This is a genomic window from Thioalkalivibrio sp. ARh3 (assembly GCF_000377265.1).
Classification (GTDB): Bacteria; Pseudomonadota; Gammaproteobacteria; order Ectothiorhodospirales; family Ectothiorhodospiraceae; genus Thioalkalivibrio; species Thioalkalivibrio thiocyanoxidans.
Map to the genome: position 1 here is coordinate 335,036 of NZ_KB897948.1, position 16,484 is coordinate 351,519.

A 16,484-nucleotide genomic window follows, 5' to 3' on the forward strand; every position below is an offset into this window, starting at 1 on the left:
CCTCTCCCGATGCGCATTCGTCAAAACGCTGGACCCGGACGCTGCCCGCGTGCGTACATGGGCCGTATGAATACACAGCCACATCCGTACGATGCTCTCAAACCCACCGTAATTCTTGACGCGGTGGAAACCACCGGCCTGCGCTGCGATGGCCGCCTGCTCGCGCTGAACAGCTACGAAAACCGGGTGTATCAGATTGGCATTGAGGATGCGACGCCGGTAATCGCCAAGTTCTACCGACCCGGGCGCTGGAGCGACCAGGCGATCCTCGAGGAACATGCGTTCAGCCAGGAACTGGCCGCGCGGGAGGTCCCCGTGGTCGCGCCACTGGTCGGAGACGACGGGGCGACCCTGCACCATCACCAGGGCTTTCGCTTCGCGGTATATCCCCGCTGCGGCGGGCGCACACCGGACCTGGAGCAGTCCGATACGCTCCAGCGCATCGGACGGTTCATTGCGCGGATTCACGAGGTGGGCCGTAGCGCGCCGTTCCACGAACGCGTCACGCTGGAACCCGGGACACTGGGGGAACAGGCACGGCAGGACGTGCTCGCCTCCGGCTACCTGCCCCCCGAGCTGCAGTCAGTCTATCGCGACCTCAGCGCAGACCTGATCCAGCGTATGCAGCGAAATACCGAGGCCGTGGGCCCCATCCCGCAGTTGCGGCTGCATGGCGACACCCACCCGGGCAACATCCTGTGGACCGAGGACGGTCCCCACTTCGTCGACCTCGACGACGCCTGCAACGGACCCGCGATGCAGGATCTGTGGATGTTCCTCTCCGGAGAGCCGCCCGAGATGGCGGCGCAGCTGCAGAACCTGCTGGAGGGCTACGAGACGTTCATGCGCTTCGACCGCCGCGAACTGGGCCTGATCAGCACCCTTCGCACCCTGCGTATCCTGCGCCACGCCGCCTGGCTGGCCCGCCGGGCCGACGATCCCGCGTTCATCGACGGATTCCCCGTGTTCTACACCCCGCGCTACTGGGAGGAACACATCCTGACCCTGCGGGAGCAGGCCGCCGCGCTGGACGAGCCCGCTCTGGCGCTTGTCCATCCGGAGGCACCGTACTAGGAAACACTAATCAAGCGGTCGAGCCCCTGCGATCGCCCCCAGGTCCCGATAGTGTTCCAACAGTTGCTGCCCGCTATCCAGCAACTCGGGACCGGGCGCGAGGCCGAAATCCTCCGCTACCAGACGAAGCTGCTGGTCACCCGCTGCCGGCTCCTCGCAGACCCGCCACAGCAGCCGTGCTCCGAGCGGGTTCAGCTCGGCAAAGCGTACGCGCTCGTCCTCGCCACGATAGGCCAACAGGTAGGTGGGCACATCACCCGGCTGCTGGGGGCAGTGGTCCGGCCCTATCCGATGCACCGGGAACTCGTAAGCCAGCAGTCGCGCGGCGGACGAAAACACCGGGACCCCCGTGAGCAGATCGCCCTGCGGATCCACGTCGCCCGAGGGCTGTGCATCGCTGTAGACGAGCTCCGTTTCGACCCGTTCGTAGTGCGCCAGCTCGGCCAGAAACGGCCAGTCGTCGGGTTGCGGCACACGCTCCTCGGCCAGGTACTGCACGAACTCCCCCGCGAGCTGCGGAAAATAGGGCGTGTGACAGCCATGGTCGCGATAGAAATCGCGCACCAGCGCTGCCCATGCCTCCTCCCCGAGGATGCGCCGGATCACCGGGAACCCGCGCCCGAGCAGATTGCGGACGTTATTAATGAACAGGCGCCGGTAGATCGCCAGTCGGCGGTCCTCGATACCCTCCGGAGGCGGGTGGCGCTCCGGGTCGCGCAGGTGCCGGGCGAGGTGCTCTTGCAGCTCCTGGAAATCGGGCTCAGCCATGGGCCTGCAGGGATGCGCGCTTCCCGGCCGCGTTGACCTGAAGTGCGCGGATGCGGTCCGTTTCCTCCAGCAAGACCTCCAGCGCCGGGAAATTGAAATCCCGCTCCAGCAGGGTCGGCACCGGGCCAATCCGTTCGTAGGTCGCCTCCAGCAGGTCCCATACGTCTCCGCAGACCGGCTGGCCGTGGGTATCCACGCGCAGGTCCGGTGCCTCGTCTTCGTGGCCGGCAATGTGGATGTAGCGCACCCGCTCCAGCGGCAGACCGTCGAGAAACCCGACCGGGTCATAGCCGTGGTTGATGCTGTTCACGTAGATGTTGTTCACATCCAGCAACAGGTCGCAGTCAGCCTCGCTCAGTACCGCCCGAATGAATTCCAGTTCGCTCATGCGGCCCCCCACCGGGGTGTAATAGGAGACGTTCTCCAGTGCCATGCGCCGGCCGATCGCCTCCTGTACGTGCAGGACCCGACGGGCCACATGCCGCACGGCCTCCTCCGTGAACGGGATCGGCATCAGGTCGTAGAGATGCCCCTTTTCGTCCCCGCAGGCCGAAAGGTGTTCGGTGTAATCCTCGATGTCGTGCGTATCAAGGAAGCGGCGCAGATCGGACAGAAACGCCGTATCCAGGGGGCGTGGTCCCCCAATGTCCAGGGAAAGGCCGTGACAGACGAACGGGTGCGCCTCGGTGTACTCGCGGAAGGTGCGACCCAGCCGCCCGCCCAGATGCATCCAGTTCTCCGGCGCGACCTCGAAAAACCCGAGCCGCTCCAGCGACTCGGGTGCCGCGGCCAGCGGCTCGAGTAGTGCCCGCCGCAGGCCGAGCCCGGCCCCGCGTACGCGGGCCGGGCGTACGGGCTGGATGGCTTCAACCGCCACAGGTCCCCTCGCCGCAGGCTCCTTCGGAGTCCTTTTCTTCTCCGTCACCGTTGGCGCCGCAGGAACCCTCGGAGTCCTTGTCCTGGTCATCTCCTTCGCCACTGGCGCCGCAGGTGGCTTCCCCGCAACTGCCCTGTGCCAGCATGTGGGGAGCTGAAGATCCCTGCTGATAGCCTTGGTTCAGATCCACCGCAGCAAAGGCCGGGCTGGAACCCATGGCCAGGCCGATCGCGGCGGTACCCACCGCGCCGGCCAGCGTCTTTTTCGAGAACAGTTCTTGTTTCATGATGCAACTCCTTCGTCGCTTGACGTTATGGGCAAAATGCCCGTCCTGCCAATGGCTACTGTATACGTAGCCTCATTGGCTATCCCCTGTCCATCATCCTCCTGCGGATGTAGAAATCGATGCTCAGGTAGCGGCCGGCGCCCCAGAAGAAGATCACCAGCAGCATGATGAAGTACGTCGCGGCCATCTCGATTCCGCTGTTCACGATCGCGAAGCTCCCGTGCTCGGTCAGCCAGTCCCAGTTGCCGTGCTCCCGCAGGATGGAACGCGCGCGGCTCAGCCGTTCCTGGGCCGCTTCCACTCCCGAGCAGTTGAACAGGCACATCATCGGGTCGGAGATGCGCTGCCATCCGTTCTCCAGATGGGCCGTGACCGCCGCGACGATCATCGTGATCATCAGGGGAATGGAGAACCAGCGCGCGGCAATACCCAGCAGCAGGGCGATCGCACCCAGGACCTCGGCGTAGGCGGCCAGCAGCACCATCAGGTACGGAAACGGCATCCCCAGCCCCCAGTCCGGGTTGCCAAACCACATCACCACGCTTTCCTTCGGCAGGAAGCCGTCGAGCTTGTTGGTGCCGGCCATCCAGAACACCGGCGCGAGATACAGGCGAATCAGCAGCGGCGCCAGAAAATCCGCCCCGCGCGTCATGTCCAGCCACCGCTGGAATCGGATGCCCGCCCGCAACGCCATAGCGTTCATCGCCTCGTCCTCGATTCTTCCGTTGAACTGACTTAAAGCCTAGCCAGCCCTTCGGACAATCGTGAGAACCGTCGCGCCGGCATTTATGTCCGATCGTCCGGGGCGGAGCCAAGACGCCTGCGATGCCGTACATTGATCTGTGTTTCCTCGACAGGAGCGAACCCCTCATGGACATGAGCCGGATCATGCCGCGCGAGGACACGCTGTCGTCCGTCCTCTCGGCCTACAACCTGCGCGCACGGATCGACACCAACCCCCGTCTGTGCGGCCAGTGGCAGCTCAGCACCACCGGTTCCGGGCATGCGAGCTTTCACCTGATCAGCGAAGGGGGCTGTTACCTGCACATGGAGGACTGCGAGCCACTGTGGCTGGATGCAGGCGACATGCTGCTCCTGCCCCACGACGACTGGCACCTGCTGGCGAGCGAGCCTTCATTCGAGGACCGGGACAATCACCTGAATCTGCTGGACCCGTCCGAGCCCGAACCCGGCTCGACACAGCTGTTATGCGGTCACTTCGAATTCGATTCCGGGCGCCGGAATCCGATCCTGGCGGCCCTGCCCGACCGCGTAATCGTGCGCCACGCCGAGAGCGGCGAGCGGCTGGCGCGGCTGGCCGATCTGATGCGCCTGGAACTGTCAGAGCAGTCCGCCGGCTATCGGCCGGTACTCGATCGTCTGGCGGATACCCTGTTCGTAATGACGGTGCGCCACTACGTCTGCCATTACCAGGAGCATCCAGAGCAGTGTCTGATCGCGGCCCTCGCGGACGACCGTATCCGCCGCGCCCTCGACGCGCTGCATGCACGACCCGAGGAGGCCTGGACGGTCGAGGGCCTGGCGCAGGAGGCCGCGATGTCGCGAACGAGTTTCGCCGCCCGTTTCACCGAACTGGTCGGGCAGGCTCCCATCGACTACCTGACCCAGTGGCGCATGGTCCTGGCCGAACGGCTGCTGCGCGATCCGAGGGCATCGGTGGCCAGCGTGATGGAACAGGTCGGCTATGGCTCGGAGCCGGCCTTTCGCAAGGCCTTCAAGCGCGTCCACGGGTACGGCCCCGGGCGTATCCGGCGCCTGTTCTCGCGCCTGACTCGCTCGCACTGAAACACCGCGGTACCGGGTTTTCAGCGACCCGCAGGCGCCTCCCAGTGCTCGTCCTGCATCACGTCATCCAGTGGCGTGGAGGCCAGGTGGTTGGTGTAGTTCGAGAGGGTCTTCAGCGCGACCGCGAGGATCACATCCAGGATCGCCGCCTCGTCGAACCCCGCCCGGCGAAACCCCTCGAGTTCGGCATCGGGGACCGCGCCCCGATGCTCGAGTACCGCCACCACGAACCGGCGCAGGGCCTCGAGCCGCTGGTCGGGCACAGGTTGATCCTCCCGCAGCGCGTCGACGACTGCATCGGGCAGACCCGCCATCCGTCCCGTCATGGAGTGCGCGGCCATGCAGTAATGGCATTCGTGGAACCGACTGATCGTGAGTAGCGCAACGCTCTGTTCCTCGGGAGACAGGCTGCTCTGGCCCAGTCGCTCGGTCAGGTCCAGGTAGGCCGAGGCCGCCGCCGGGCTACTGGCCATCACGCGAATCAGATTCGGCACCAGCCCCAGCACCTTCCCGGATCGCTCGAAGGCCTCCGGCGCGCTGTCGGGTGTTCTCAGGGGAAATTCCATCGTCATATACCTCCAGGGAACCACGGATCAATGGTTCTCTCGCTCTTCGTCGTGGGCCGGCCTGGCCGGCAGCAGGGTTTCCAGTGCCGGCAACAGATGCAGGACCGTGTCCGCGTCCTGCCGCGCCTTGGCCAGCAGCAGCACGCCTTCGACCTGCGCCAGCCACTGTTCCGACAGACGGGCACTATCCGACGCCTGCGGGAGTTCACCGCTTTGCACGGCGGCCTCGATCGCTCGCTGGAAATGGCCGCGCAGGGCCTCCAGGTGCGCGGCCACGGCCTCTCGAACCAACGAATTCCAGTTCGCCAGCTCCAGCGCCAGGTTCCCGAACGGGCAGCCGGGGAGCTCCCCGACCTCCCCCTGGGCACGGATCTCGAACTGATACAGACGATCGACAAACCGCCCAAGGCGATCGCGCAAAGGCAGGTCGCATTCCAGTGACGGACGCAGTACCTCGCGTTCGAGCTCGCGATAAAGCGTCTCGAGCATCTCCAGCACCAGGGCATCCTTGCCGGGAAAAAAGTGATAAAGACTCCCCTTCTTCACGCCGGCGTGCGCACAGATCTCGGCCACGCCGACGGCGCCGTAGCTGCGGCCAAGGACCAGCGAGCGTGCAGCGGCGATCAGGGCATCGCGTGTCCGGCTTCGGTTGAGTGCATCGGCCATGCATTGAATGGTAGTTGACCGGTCGGTAAAGTGGAAAGCATCGGATACCTAGCGAGGCCACCATGTCCATCCCGGTTATCAACGCGCAGGCGGTCACGATTCCGGTTCGCTACGAGGACAGCTGGCAGGATGGCTTCGGCGCCCGCGGCTGGAAGCTGGACGTCCCCGGACGGGGAGCTGACGTGATTGCCGCGACCCCCTATTGCGGGGATCGCATTCCGACCTCGGTGTTTGTCCATGACGTCGTGGACCACCTACTGTGCGGCTTCAGTCTGTCCGGTTACGTCGACGAAGCCGCAGCCCTGATCCAGCTCGCCCTGCGAACGCACTCCGACCCTGTCCCGGACTTCCAGCAGATGGTCGACGAAGATCTGATCCCGGGGCTTGGCCAGCACGATGACTGGGTCGAGCTCCTGCCGGCCTCGCTAAACGCCTCACCCGAGGGTTCCGTGGAATCCAGGGACTCCCGCCTACTCCTGAAAGGGCTTCGCGAAAGCCTGGGTGACGGGGCCCTGCGCGCCCTGCTGACAGCCGGGTTCGTCCGCGAAGGCTGGAAACGCACATATGATGCCCGGGACCACTGGGAGGGGCTTGGCCTGCGTTATCCGGACCGCGGCGCAACCGCCCTGGCACTGCAGGAGCTATTCGAGTGGATGGACGCCACGGTGCGCGAACAACAGTGGATGCACGCGACTGGACAATTCCTGATCCATCGCGAGCACGTGACCTTCCGGTTTTCCCGGCCTGAGGAGGCAGGGCATCAGTCGGTAAATGTCACTTCCGGTCGTTGAGGCCAAACCACCAAACCGAAGACACTCGACCAGACCTTACGCCTGCAGGTCAAAGTGCGATCCGAGGTTCTCGTTGGAGTTGGACTGCACCGAGCCGTCGGGCATGAAGGTCTGGCCCATGTCCGCTTCGTCGTCCGGGTCGGCGTCCATCTGGGGGGCATCGTCGGCCTGCGGGGCCCCGTTGACCTGGCCGCCGGCCAGCGGCATCGCCGTGGCCTGTGTCGGCGGGGTCGCGTTGACGCCCTGGGGCGAGAATGCCGCCTCGTGTGCCGAGGGGGCCTGTGTGGTGGACACCGGCTGGGCGACATGCGGTGAGGTCGAGACGCCCGCGCCCTGCCCGTTGAGCTGACCATTCGCCTGCGCTTGCGTGGCGGCCTGTGCCTGCTGGGCCTGAGCTTGCTGGGCGGGCTGTGCGTAGGCCGCCTGTCCGGCCTGTGCCGCCTGGTTGCCAGCCTGCCCGGCGTTGTTCGGGTGTTGCGCCGAATGGGTCGGTCGCGCCAGGGCCGCCTGGTTCATTCCGATGCCATCGATCATGGGATGCTCCCGGTTTGCATTGCACCCGGCACCAAAGCAGCAACTATGCCAGAACACCCGACCCGGGCGCGAAGCGCGCCATGAGGCATTTCTCGGTCACCTGCCCTGTGCGGCTACAGGATCCGGGTGGCAAACGCGATCCGCCCGCCAGCAAGCGCGTTCCGGTCAGCCTGGGGCTATTCGCAACCGATGTCCTCGTGCCAGAGGTCCGGGTGGCGTTCAATAAAGGCGGCCATCAGCTCCCGGCAGGCGGCGTCCTGCAGCACATCGACCTGCACGCCGTGCGAGCGCAACCAGTCCTCCTCTCCCGCGAAGCTGGAGTTCTCGCCGATCACCACGCGCGGGATGCCGTACAGCACGATCGCCCCGCTGCACATCGCGCAGGGTGACAGCGTCGTGTAAAGCGTGCACTCGCGGTAGACGCTTGCAGGCAGGCGTCCGGCGTTTTCCAGGGCGGCCATCTCGGCATGCAGTATGGCGCTGCCGTTTTGCACTCGGCGGTTGTGCCCGCGCCCGACGATGCGTCCGGCGTGTTCGATCACGGAGCCGATCGGGATGCCACCCTCATCCCAGCCAGTTCGCGCCTCGTCCAGTGCGGCTTCCAGAAACGGATTCATGACATTCGTCCAGGGTTGTTCCCAGTGCATTGTGTACACTGAACGATGTCGGTTCCACACCGGCGCCACCCAACCCCCTCCCCGTTATCCCTGCAAGGGGTTCTATACAAGAGGACTACCATGCGCCGCCGCGTCATCGGCATCCCCGTCGGTATCCTGCTGGGCATCGCCCTCGCCTTTGTGCTGGCGAATGTCGCCCTGTTCAACCTGCTGCCGAAACCCGACCGGGTGAAGGTCCCGGTGGCCATCGACTACGGCACCTCGGACAGTGCGTTTCGCCGCGGCATGGGGCTCACGCTGCAGCAGCCGATTGTCTCCGGCAACAGGCTGGAGCTGCTGCGCGACGGCGAGGCCATCTATGACGCCAAGATCGAGGCCATCGAAGGTGCTGAACGTTCAATTACCTTTGAGGTATACGAGTTCTGGGGCTACCAGGCCGCCCGCTTTGCGGAGGCCTTTGCCCGCGCCGCCGAGCGTGGGGTGAAGGTGCACGTGGTGATCGATTACATCGGCTCCGTGGCGGCCGCCCAGGAGAAGTTCGACCGCATGACCGATGCCGGCGCGGAGGTCGTGCGCTGGCGCAAACCCTCCTGGTACGAGATGTCGCGGTTCAACCACCGCACCCACCGAAAGATCCTGGTCGTGGACGGCCACACGGGATTCATTGGGGGCGCCAACGTTGCGGATTCCTGGGTACCCGACGAGGACCACGAGCCCTACCGCGACAACCATTTCCGCGTCACCGGTCCCGTGGTGGGCAACCTGCAGGCGGCCTTTATGGAGACCTGGCTGGATGCCATGGGCGAACTGCTGCTGGGCGACGCCTATTACCCGGAACTCGAAGAAGAAGGTGATCTGGATGCACAGGTCGTCAACAGCGCCCCGCGCGAGGGACGCCATCGGATCCGCAAGATGTTCCTGCATGCCCTGGCCGCGGCCGAGGAGCAGGCAACCATTGCAACAGCGTATTTCTATCCCGACCCGGACTTCCTCGACGCCATGACCGAAGCCGCCGAACGCGGTGTCCGGATCCGCGTGCTGATGCCGGGCGACACCATGACCTTCGGCTTCGTGCGCCATGCCTCGGTCAATCGCTGGCGACCGATACTGGAAGCGGGAGTGGAACTGTACGAATACCACCCGCGGATGTATCACTCGAAATTGATAAGCGTCGACGACCGCTGGGCCAGCATTGGCTCCGCCAACATGCACAATCGGTCGTTCCGCCTGAACGACGAAACCAACCTGAACATCTATGACGAAGACTTTGCCCGCTCGATCCGGGAACTGATCGAGGAAGACAAGGCAGAGGCCGAGCGCATGACAATCGAGGCCTGGGAAGATCGCCCGTGGAAATACCGCATCTACGGCTGGATCGCGCGCATCCTTGGGCCCTATATGTAGGACACGCCCTACCGGCCTCGGCCGCCTCAGTCCGCGGCGGGCCAGGCGACTCCCTCGGCATTGCGCTCCACCACCAGAATGTGGCCCGTGCCGGCACCGCAACCGGACAGCCCCATGGTCTTCGCAGGCTGGCTGCCAGCCCGCAGTTGGTTCACGGTTCTGATTCCCGCGATCAAGAAACGCACACCGGCAGCTGCCGTCACACTCATCCCGCCCGCCGTGGCAACGACCCAGCCTGTCCAGGCGCTTGATTCCGGTCACATCACCCAGGCTTCGCGGCTGCGCCATGCACAGCCGTCTTCACCGCCTGGCTAGTCGGAATGACAGAGGCCGTCGCTGCAGCGCGACCGCCAGCGTCGACGCGCGAACCCCTCATAGACCCGGTCCATCAGGCGCACTACGGGCGGCACTCGCCTCAGGCCCCGCCCCAGCACGCGGTAGTACGGCAAATGCTGCCAGACGACGACGAATGCCCAGGCCCCGGTGTGGATCTGCCCTTGGGTATCGACGACGTGCATCCGCCGCATTGCCGCCCCCCAGTCAATGCGCCACGACCTCAATGGCGCCGCGTCGGCATGGATGTCCTGCCAGTCCACATGTCCGACCTTGTCCAGCCGCTGGTAGTGGCCGATCTCGCGCCGGCAAAGCGGACAGCCGCCATCGAAAAAGACGATGGGGCGACGCCCGGGAACCGGATGGTCAGGCATGGCCCACCGGGCCCACGTACTGATGCTCGGCCTCCGACAGCGAGCCCAGTGCACGTTCGACCACATCGCGCGCGAGATCGCGCGTCATCTCCGGGTGCGCCGGGATCATGTCGGTGCGCACGGCGAGCGCCATTGCCAGTGCCTGCAGGACGTCGCCATTGCAGGTGTCGCCCAGCACCCCGATTTCGTGATCCAGGGTATCGACCAGCCGATCCAGCAGCTGCTGGACACGCACGGCCGAACCGGTCTCGGGATGCAAACGAAACTCGAAGGATACAGCCTCGCCACTGGGGGTGGTATACCGATAGGGCATCACGTCCATGGGTCTCTCCTTCTGATTCGTGTGGGTTGGATGGCATCGCCAGACAGAACGCCGGCTTGAAAGATTGGGCCACGTACGACATCAACAGTTCAATCAATAACGAGATTCCTCGTAGGTCAACGTTGGGCCGTCATCAACATTAAACCACACCGTCGAGATACTCGACCGAGCCGCAAGTCGCGGTATTCTTGGCCCCGATGAACACGGTCCTCCACTTGCATCCAGGGTGGCACTGATGGCCCGCCGACGGCGCGGGCCGATCGCCCGCCTGCTACGCGCGCTGGCCTGGCTGCTGGCCGGGACGCTTGCGCTCGTCGTCACGTTCGCGCTGGGATTGATCCTCCTGTTTGCCAAGGTCAATCCGCCCTACGGCATGGCCATGGTCGTCGCGACGGACTGGCAGACCGCCTCGCGCCTGCGGCCGGACTGGCAGCGCCTGGATGACCTGCCGCGCCACCTGATGCTGGCGGTAATCGCGGCGGAAGACCAGCATTTCCCCGTGCATCGCGGCTTCGACTGGGGATCGATGCGCCAGGCGGTGGACGCTCACGTGCTGCATGGCCAGCGCCTGCGCGGCGCCAGCACCATCAGCCAGCAAACCGCCAAGAACCTGTTCCTCTGGCACAAGCGCTCCTGGTTCCGCAAGACGCTGGAGGCCGGGCTCACGGCGGGAATGGAGACTATCTGGCCCAAGCGCCGCATCCTCGAGGTGTACCTGAACCTGGCGGAATGGGGTCCCGGCATCTACGGGATCGAGCATGCAGCGCAGCATTATTTCGGTGTACCCGCGCGCGAGCTGAACCGGCAGCAGGCCGCACGCCTGGCCGCAATCCTGCCCAGTCCAGGCAACTACGATCCCGTGAACCCGGGTCCGCACCTTACCCAGCGCATTGCCTGGATCGAACGCCAGATGAACCAGCTGGGCATCGCCTGGCTGGATCCCATGCTGCTGGAATAAGCGCAGCGCGCTGAACTGGCGTGCACATCCATCAGTCATTCCCTAGACTGGCACCCTCCGCCGTCGCATGGATGCGCGTCTTCCGCATCAATCCTCGCGACCCGCGAACCCCGTCCAAGCCCGAGGTCCGCCCGTGTCCCCAAGTCACCTTCTCCGTCTTCCCTTTCTCCTGCTCGTCCTGGTGTCGCTGCTGGTCCCGTTGGGCACGGTTCAAGCCCAGGACACCGGCGAGCGCGAACTGCACGACGCTCTGATCGAGGCACTGGAAAACGAAGAAGCCCGCGAGCGGCTACTTGAAACGTTGCGTGCCGAGCGCGCGGAGGACGACGAGGCGGCAGCAGACGAAGAGGCCATCGACACCGACGAACCCATGTCGCTCCCGCGCCAGATCGCCCAGGTCACACAGTCCCTGGCCGAAGGCACGGTGCAGGAGATTCGGGCCCTCAACGAGATCGCCGCGGACATCGGGGAGACGCTGCGCACGATCGACCCGGTGGTGTTTGGCACGGGTGTACTGGATCTGGCGATCCTGATCGCTTTCACAATCGCCATATTCCTGCTCTTGCGCCGCCTGGGCAGCCCGATGTTTGCCGCGCTGGATCGCTGGGTGATCAACTCGCCTGAGCAGTATCACCTGCTGCGCGCACTCCCCGCCGTCCTCCTGGCCGCACTGGTCGACTTCCTGATCGTGCTCCTGGCCTGGGTGGCGGGTTACGGGCTCGCGCTGTTTGTGCTCGGAGAGTCCGGAGAGATGCTCACGCGGCACTCGCTGTTCCTGAACGCCTTCCTGCTGATCGAGGTCACCAAGGCGGCCCTGCGCCTGATTTTTGCCACGCGCTATCAGGGCCTGCGGCTGCTGCCGATGGCCGGCGACGAGGCCGCCTACTGGAATGCCTGGCTCGCGCGCCTGGTGACCTACATCGGCTACGGCCTGCTTCTGCTGGTGCCGATCACCAACATCCACATCTCCAGCGAGGCGGGCCGTTCGCTGGGCCTGCTGGTCATGCTGACCGCCTTCCTCTATGCGGCGGTGATCATCCTGCAGAACCGTCAGCGCGTGCATGACCGCCTGATCCTGGTCGCCAACCGCGCCGGGTTCGCATTCACGCGAATGACACTGACCTTCGTGGCGAACGCCTGGCACTGGATCGCGCTGATCTACTTCCTGACGCTGGCAGTCGTCAGCATGACCCGTCCGGAAGATGCCCTGCCCTTCATGGCCAAGGCCACCGGCCAGACCATCCTGGCCGCCTTTATCGGGGTATTCGTGGCCAACGTGCTCACCCAGGTCATCGGACGCGAGATCCGGGTGCCGGACGAGACCCGCCTCAAGTTCCCGATGCTCGAGGCACGCCTGAACTCCTATATCCCCAAGGCGCTCAAGACCATGCGCCTGGTGATCCTGCTCATCGTGCTGGCGGTGATCGCGGATGCCTGGGGCGCATTCAATCTGGGTGCCTGGATAGCGTCGGACGCGGGCATGTACGTCCTGGGTACCACGATCTCGGTCGCCCTGATCCTGCTTGCCGCCCTGGCCATCTGGCTGGTGTTTGCCAGCTGGATCGAGCACCGCCTGAACCCGAATACCGGCGAGGGCGAACCCGGCGCGCGCGAGAAGACCCTGCTGTCCCTGTTCCGCAATGCCGTCGCGGTGGTGCTGGCCGTGATGACCGCCATGATCGTGCTGGCGGAGATCGGCGTGAACATCGGCCCGCTGCTGGCGGGTGCCGGTGTCCTGGGCCTGGCCGTGGGCTTCGGCGCGCAGAAACTGGTGCAGGACATCATCACCGGGGTGTTCATCCAGCTGGAGAAAGCCATCAACACCGGGGACGTGGTCACGGTCGCCGGAACGACTGGGGTGGTCGAGAAACTCACGATCCGCTCCATGGGCCTGCGCGACCTGTCGGGTACCTATCACCTGATCCCGTTCTCTTCGGTGGATGCCGTTTCCAACTACATGCGTGACTACGCCTACCACGTGGGCGAATACGGCGTGGCCTATCGCGAGGATATCGACGAGGTCATCGTGCGCCTGCGCGAGGCCTTCGAGGAACTGAAGGAAGACCCGGAACAGGGCCCGAACATCCTCGACGAGATGGAGGTGCACGGAGTCACCGCGCTGGCGGACAGCTCGGTCAATGTGCGCATTCGCATCAAGACCCTGCCGGGCACGCAGTTCGGTCTGGGGCGTGCGTTCAACCGCCTGGTGAAGAAGCACTTCGATGCGGCCGGCATCGAGATCCCGTTCCCGCACCAGACCATCTACTTCGGTCAGGAGAAGGACGGCACGGCCCCGCCCGCGCATCTGCGCCTCACCCAGGAAACGGGCGAGGACACCGAGGACAGTCGCGACTACTCGAAGGACCGGCGGGCCCGCCCCAACCCGAAGCACAAGGGCGATTACGACGAGGCCGAGGACTGAACGAGAAAAAGCCGGTGTACGGATTGACGCGGGTGACTTCCCCCGAGGTGGAAGTCGCGCCATGATGAAGGCATGCGACTGCTGATTCTGCTCGCACCGCTCGTGCTGCTCCTGGCCTGGGCCCCGAGCTGGTGGGTACGCCATACAATGAAGAAGTACAGCCAGCCGGAGGACCGCTACAACGGCACCGGGGCGGAACTGGCGCGCGACCTGCTGGATCGCCATGGCCTGCACCACGTACGCGTCGAATCCACCCGTGATGGCGACCACTACGATCCGTTCGATCGGGCGGTGCGGCTGTCGGAGGGCAACCACGACGGTCGGTCGCTCACCGCGATCACAGTAGCGGCGCACGAGGTCGGGCACGCGGTCCAGCACGCCCAGGACTACCCGCCCCTGCGGATGCGCAGCAACCTCGTATGTCTGTCGCGCTACGGACAGCAGATCGGGGCCTGGCTGCTGGTCGCGATCCCCGTGATCACGCTGATCGCCCGGCACCCGGCGCCGGGCATCCTGTTCTTCCTGGCCGGGATTCTGTCGATGGGGCTGGCTGCGCTGGTGCACTTCGTCACCCTGCCCACCGAATTCGACGCGAGCTTTCGCCGGGCCCTGCCGATGCTGCGCCGGGGCAATTACCTGCACCCGCCGGACTATCCCCATGCCCAGCGGATCCTGAAGGCCGCGGCCTATACCTATCTCGCCCAGTCCCTGATGAGCCTGCTGAACATCGCGTCCTGGTTCCGCTTCCTGCGCCGTTAGGGAAACACGGATTCATGTGCGCACTCGCGTTGGTACCCCAGGTTTCCCGAGACAAGGCGCGGTGCGCAGCCGGTAATGGTTCTGCCGGCAAGGGCCGCAACGCAGGACCGGGGAGCATGGGATTTCAACCCCACAAACCATTGAAGGCAGAAAGTCGGCCGCCCGTGGTTGACGAAAACGGGGGCGCGCACGGCGTTGTGGTTCCCTTGTGCAGAATGACCGCATGGCGATCACCACGCCTTGTTCGCACGCAAGCGCGACACAACAGTAAGCGTGCATATCCATCCGTGTCTCCCTAAAACATGGCCGACTGCCCCCTTTGCACCGGGCCACTGCGCCTTTTCTTCGCCCGCGGGGTGCGCGATCCCTCGCCCGGGGATTACCTGCGCTGCCCGACCTGTTCGCTGATCGTTCTGGAACCAGCGTCCTGGCCCACGCCTGCGTTTGAACACGCGTATTATCAAACGCACGAAAACCGCCCGGACGACCCCGGTTATCGGCGTTTTCTCGGGCGCTTGATCGCCCCCCTGGAGGCCCACTGCCCACCTCCGGCCCATGGCCTGGACTGGGGGTGCGGCCCCCATCCGGTGCTGGCGGACATGCTGCGTGCACGCGGCTACTCGATGCAGACCCACGATCCCGTGTTCGGGCCCGACCGCCCGCCCCCCCTCGAACGCTTCGACCTGATCACCTGCAGCGAGGTACTGGAACATCTGCACAACCCCCTCGCCACACTTGAGGACATGGCGGCCGTTCTGCGGCCTGGCGGCACCATCGTGATCATGACCGGCTGGCCGCCCGCCGCAGCCGACTTCCATCGCTGGCACTATCGCCGTGACCCTACCCACGTGGCCTTCTACGGCCCTGCCACGCTGCACTGGGTCGCGATGCACCTGGGCTGGGCGATCGAGCTACCGGCCACCGATATCGCCCTCTTGTGTCCTCCTTCCGGCCGAGGGGGCACCGATCACACCAAAAACGAGAAGCCTGCAGCGAAAACCGGGCTGCTCCGGCACCCGTCGACCACGCCTGTTAAGCTGTTGTTAAGTCACCACGCACTAAGCTTTCCACCGTAATTTCACGAGGAGAATCATTATGACGAACCGTTCCCGGCCTCTCGCCGGTTTGATTGCCGCCGCCGCGCTCGCGCTCGCCAGCCCGCTGGTGATGGCCCAGGGCATGGGTCAGGAAGGCATGGGCCAGCAGGGGCAACAGCAAGGCGGGGCCGACCCGCAAATGGAAATGCAGCAGCTGCAGCAGACCCTGGCCGAGACCCAGCAGCAGGCGATCGAGAACAACCCCGATCTCGAGCAAAAGGGCGAAGAGCTCGAAAACCTGGTGCTTAACAAGATGGAAGAGGCCGGCTATCAGCCGCGCCAGGATCTTGAAACCCTGGAAGGCGCCGAAGAACGCCTGCGCGATCCGGACCTCAGCGCCGAGGAGCGCCAGCAGGTGATCCAGTCGGAGGACGTCCAGCAGGCGCAGATGAACCTGCAGGAGGCCCAGCAGGCCGTGGCTCAGGACGAGGAAATCATCACCGCCCAGGAGGCCCTGCGCGAAGACCTGATGGCCGCCATGCGCGAAGAGAATCCGGACATCGATGACATCATTGCGCGTCTGGAAAGCCTGCAGCAGGAAATGCAGCAGGGTGGCAGCCCGGGCATGGCGCCCCCGCAGTAAACCGCGCCACGCCTGACGCTATCGCGCCCCGGTCGCCGCTGGTGACCGGGGCGTTTTTGTGTGGCACATGCAGGCGGACCAAACGCCGCCCTCTATATTCTCTTTGCGCTATGTATCGCATTGAATACCTTTGATAGAAGAAAATAAGTCGAGCCTCTATACTGGCGCCTCCCCCTGACTGCGCCCGGCCCACCCCGGGCCAGAGTTGGCTGCCAAATCGTGACGACGGCCCTGGCAGCCACACGGC

At 64.9% G+C, this 16,484-nt stretch carries 19 protein-coding genes and 1 pseudogene; 9 read left to right on the forward strand and 11 right to left on the reverse strand.

Translation table 11 applies throughout. The annotated features are described in order from the left end of the window. Nucleotides 1-66: 66 nt before the first annotated feature. On the forward strand, nucleotides 67-1,074 hold the full coding sequence (locus C995_RS0106405; protein ID WP_026278987.1) for a serine/threonine protein kinase: 1,008 nt from the start codon (nucleotides 67-69) through the stop codon (nucleotides 1,072-1,074). Nucleotides 1,075-1,080: 6 nt separating this feature from the next. Here the strand turns inward: C995_RS0106405 and C995_RS0106410 are convergent, their stop codons facing one another. The 4 genes from C995_RS0106410 to C995_RS0106425 all read right to left on the reverse strand — a co-directional run bounded on the left by C995_RS0106410 (nucleotide 1,081) and on the right by C995_RS0106425 (nucleotide 3,699). Then, nucleotides 1,081-1,842, reverse strand: coding sequence for a DUF2063 domain-containing protein (locus C995_RS0106410; RefSeq protein WP_018864136.1), 762 nt, complete (start codon nucleotides 1,840-1,842; stop codon nucleotides 1,081-1,083). Further along, complete coding sequence (locus C995_RS0106415; protein WP_018864137.1) at nucleotides 1,835-2,719, reverse strand: DUF692 domain-containing protein; 885 nt, start codon at nucleotides 2,717-2,719, stop codon at nucleotides 1,835-1,837. Before C995_RS0106415 ends, C995_RS0106410 begins: the two co-directional genes overlap by 8 nt. After that, complete coding sequence (locus C995_RS0106420) at nucleotides 2,709-3,005, reverse strand: hypothetical protein (protein WP_018864138.1); 297 nt, start codon at nucleotides 3,003-3,005, stop codon at nucleotides 2,709-2,711. The genes C995_RS0106415 and C995_RS0106420 overlap by 11 nt, the downstream gene beginning before the upstream one ends. Nucleotides 3,006-3,084: 79 nt before the next feature. Beyond that, nucleotides 3,085-3,699, reverse strand: coding sequence for a DoxX family protein (locus C995_RS0106425; RefSeq protein WP_018864139.1), 615 nt, complete (start codon nucleotides 3,697-3,699; stop codon nucleotides 3,085-3,087). Nucleotides 3,700-3,875: 176 nt separating this feature from the next. Here C995_RS0106425 and C995_RS0106430 point away from each other — a divergent pair, with 176 nt between their 5' ends. Continuing rightward, on the forward strand, nucleotides 3,876-4,811 hold the full coding sequence (locus C995_RS0106430; RefSeq protein WP_018864140.1) for an AraC family transcriptional regulator: 936 nt from the start codon (nucleotides 3,876-3,878) through the stop codon (nucleotides 4,809-4,811). A gap of 20 nt (nucleotides 4,812-4,831) precedes the next feature. On the opposite strand, the gene C995_RS0106435 is transcribed toward C995_RS0106430, so the two are convergent. Then, nucleotides 4,832-5,383, reverse strand: coding sequence for a carboxymuconolactone decarboxylase family protein (locus tag C995_RS0106435; RefSeq protein WP_018864141.1), 552 nt, complete (start codon nucleotides 5,381-5,383; stop codon nucleotides 4,832-4,834). A 21-nt stretch (nucleotides 5,384-5,404) separates the two neighbouring features. Next, nucleotides 5,405-6,043 (reverse strand): TetR/AcrR family transcriptional regulator, encoded by a 639-nt coding sequence (locus C995_RS0106440; protein WP_018864142.1) that lies wholly within the window; start codon nucleotides 6,041-6,043, stop codon nucleotides 5,405-5,407. A 62-nt stretch (nucleotides 6,044-6,105) separates the two neighbouring features. On the opposite strand from C995_RS0106440, the gene C995_RS0106445 reads away from it, so the two are divergent. Beyond that, nucleotides 6,106-6,834: a hypothetical protein gene (locus tag C995_RS0106445; protein ID WP_018864143.1), complete on the forward strand. Its 729-nt coding sequence runs from the start codon at nucleotides 6,106-6,108 to the stop codon at nucleotides 6,832-6,834. A 36-nt stretch (nucleotides 6,835-6,870) separates the two neighbouring features. Here C995_RS0106445 and C995_RS0106450 read toward each other — a convergent pair whose 3' ends face one another. Beyond that, the gene (locus tag C995_RS0106450) at nucleotides 6,871-7,368 is read right to left on the reverse strand and encodes a hypothetical protein (protein ID WP_018864144.1); all 498 of its coding nucleotides are present in this window, start codon (nucleotides 7,366-7,368) and stop codon (nucleotides 6,871-6,873) included. A gap of 176 nt (nucleotides 7,369-7,544) precedes the next feature. Beyond that, on the reverse strand, nucleotides 7,545-7,985 hold the full coding sequence (locus C995_RS0106455; RefSeq protein WP_018864145.1) for a nucleoside deaminase: 441 nt from the start codon (nucleotides 7,983-7,985) through the stop codon (nucleotides 7,545-7,547). 120 nt (nucleotides 7,986-8,105) lie between these two features. Here C995_RS0106455 and C995_RS0106460 point away from each other — a divergent pair, with 120 nt between their 5' ends. Further along, the gene (locus C995_RS0106460) at nucleotides 8,106-9,389 is read left to right on the forward strand and encodes a phosphatidylserine/phosphatidylglycerophosphate/cardiolipin synthase family protein (RefSeq protein ID WP_018864146.1); all 1,284 of its coding nucleotides are present in this window, start codon (nucleotides 8,106-8,108) and stop codon (nucleotides 9,387-9,389) included. A 26-nt stretch (nucleotides 9,390-9,415) separates the two neighbouring features. On the opposite strand, the gene C995_RS14460 is transcribed toward C995_RS0106460, so the two are convergent. The 3 genes from C995_RS14460 to C995_RS0106475 form a co-directional block, all read right to left on the reverse strand. Then, nucleotides 9,416-9,544, reverse strand: a complete 129-nt coding sequence (locus tag C995_RS14460) for a hypothetical protein (protein WP_018864147.1) — start codon at nucleotides 9,542-9,544, stop codon at nucleotides 9,416-9,418. A 156-nt stretch (nucleotides 9,545-9,700) separates the two neighbouring features. Then, complete coding sequence (locus C995_RS0106470; protein WP_018864148.1) at nucleotides 9,701-10,096, reverse strand: thiol-disulfide oxidoreductase DCC family protein; 396 nt, start codon at nucleotides 10,094-10,096, stop codon at nucleotides 9,701-9,703. Next, the gene (locus tag C995_RS0106475; RefSeq protein WP_018864149.1) at nucleotides 10,089-10,418 is read right to left on the reverse strand and encodes a hypothetical protein; all 330 of its coding nucleotides are present in this window, start codon (nucleotides 10,416-10,418) and stop codon (nucleotides 10,089-10,091) included. Before C995_RS0106475 ends, C995_RS0106470 begins: the two co-directional genes overlap by 8 nt. Nucleotides 10,419-10,653: 235 nt before the next feature. Here C995_RS0106475 and mtgA point away from each other — a divergent pair, with 235 nt between their 5' ends. From mtgA to C995_RS0106500, 5 genes and pseudogenes are all read left to right on the forward strand, one after another. Continuing rightward, entirely contained in the window at nucleotides 10,654-11,376 is a 723-nt protein-coding gene (mtgA, locus tag C995_RS0106480; RefSeq protein WP_018864150.1) for a monofunctional biosynthetic peptidoglycan transglycosylase, read from the forward strand. A gap of 133 nt (nucleotides 11,377-11,509) precedes the next feature. Next, nucleotides 11,510-13,798, forward strand: coding sequence for a mechanosensitive ion channel domain-containing protein (locus tag C995_RS0106485; protein WP_026278988.1), 2,289 nt, complete (start codon nucleotides 11,510-11,512; stop codon nucleotides 13,796-13,798). Between the two features lie 72 nt (nucleotides 13,799-13,870). Beyond that, on the forward strand, nucleotides 13,871-14,557 hold the full coding sequence (locus tag C995_RS0106490) for a zinc metallopeptidase (RefSeq protein WP_018864152.1): 687 nt from the start codon (nucleotides 13,871-13,873) through the stop codon (nucleotides 14,555-14,557). Nucleotides 14,558-14,859: 302 nt separating this feature from the next. Next, nucleotides 14,860-15,593: pseudogene (locus tag C995_RS0106495) on the forward strand (class I SAM-dependent methyltransferase). Nucleotides 15,594-15,652: 59 nt separating this feature from the next. After that, nucleotides 15,653-16,237, forward strand: a complete 585-nt coding sequence (locus C995_RS0106500) for a hypothetical protein (RefSeq protein WP_018864154.1) — start codon at nucleotides 15,653-15,655, stop codon at nucleotides 16,235-16,237. The last annotated feature ends 247 nt before the right edge of the window (nucleotides 16,238-16,484 follow it).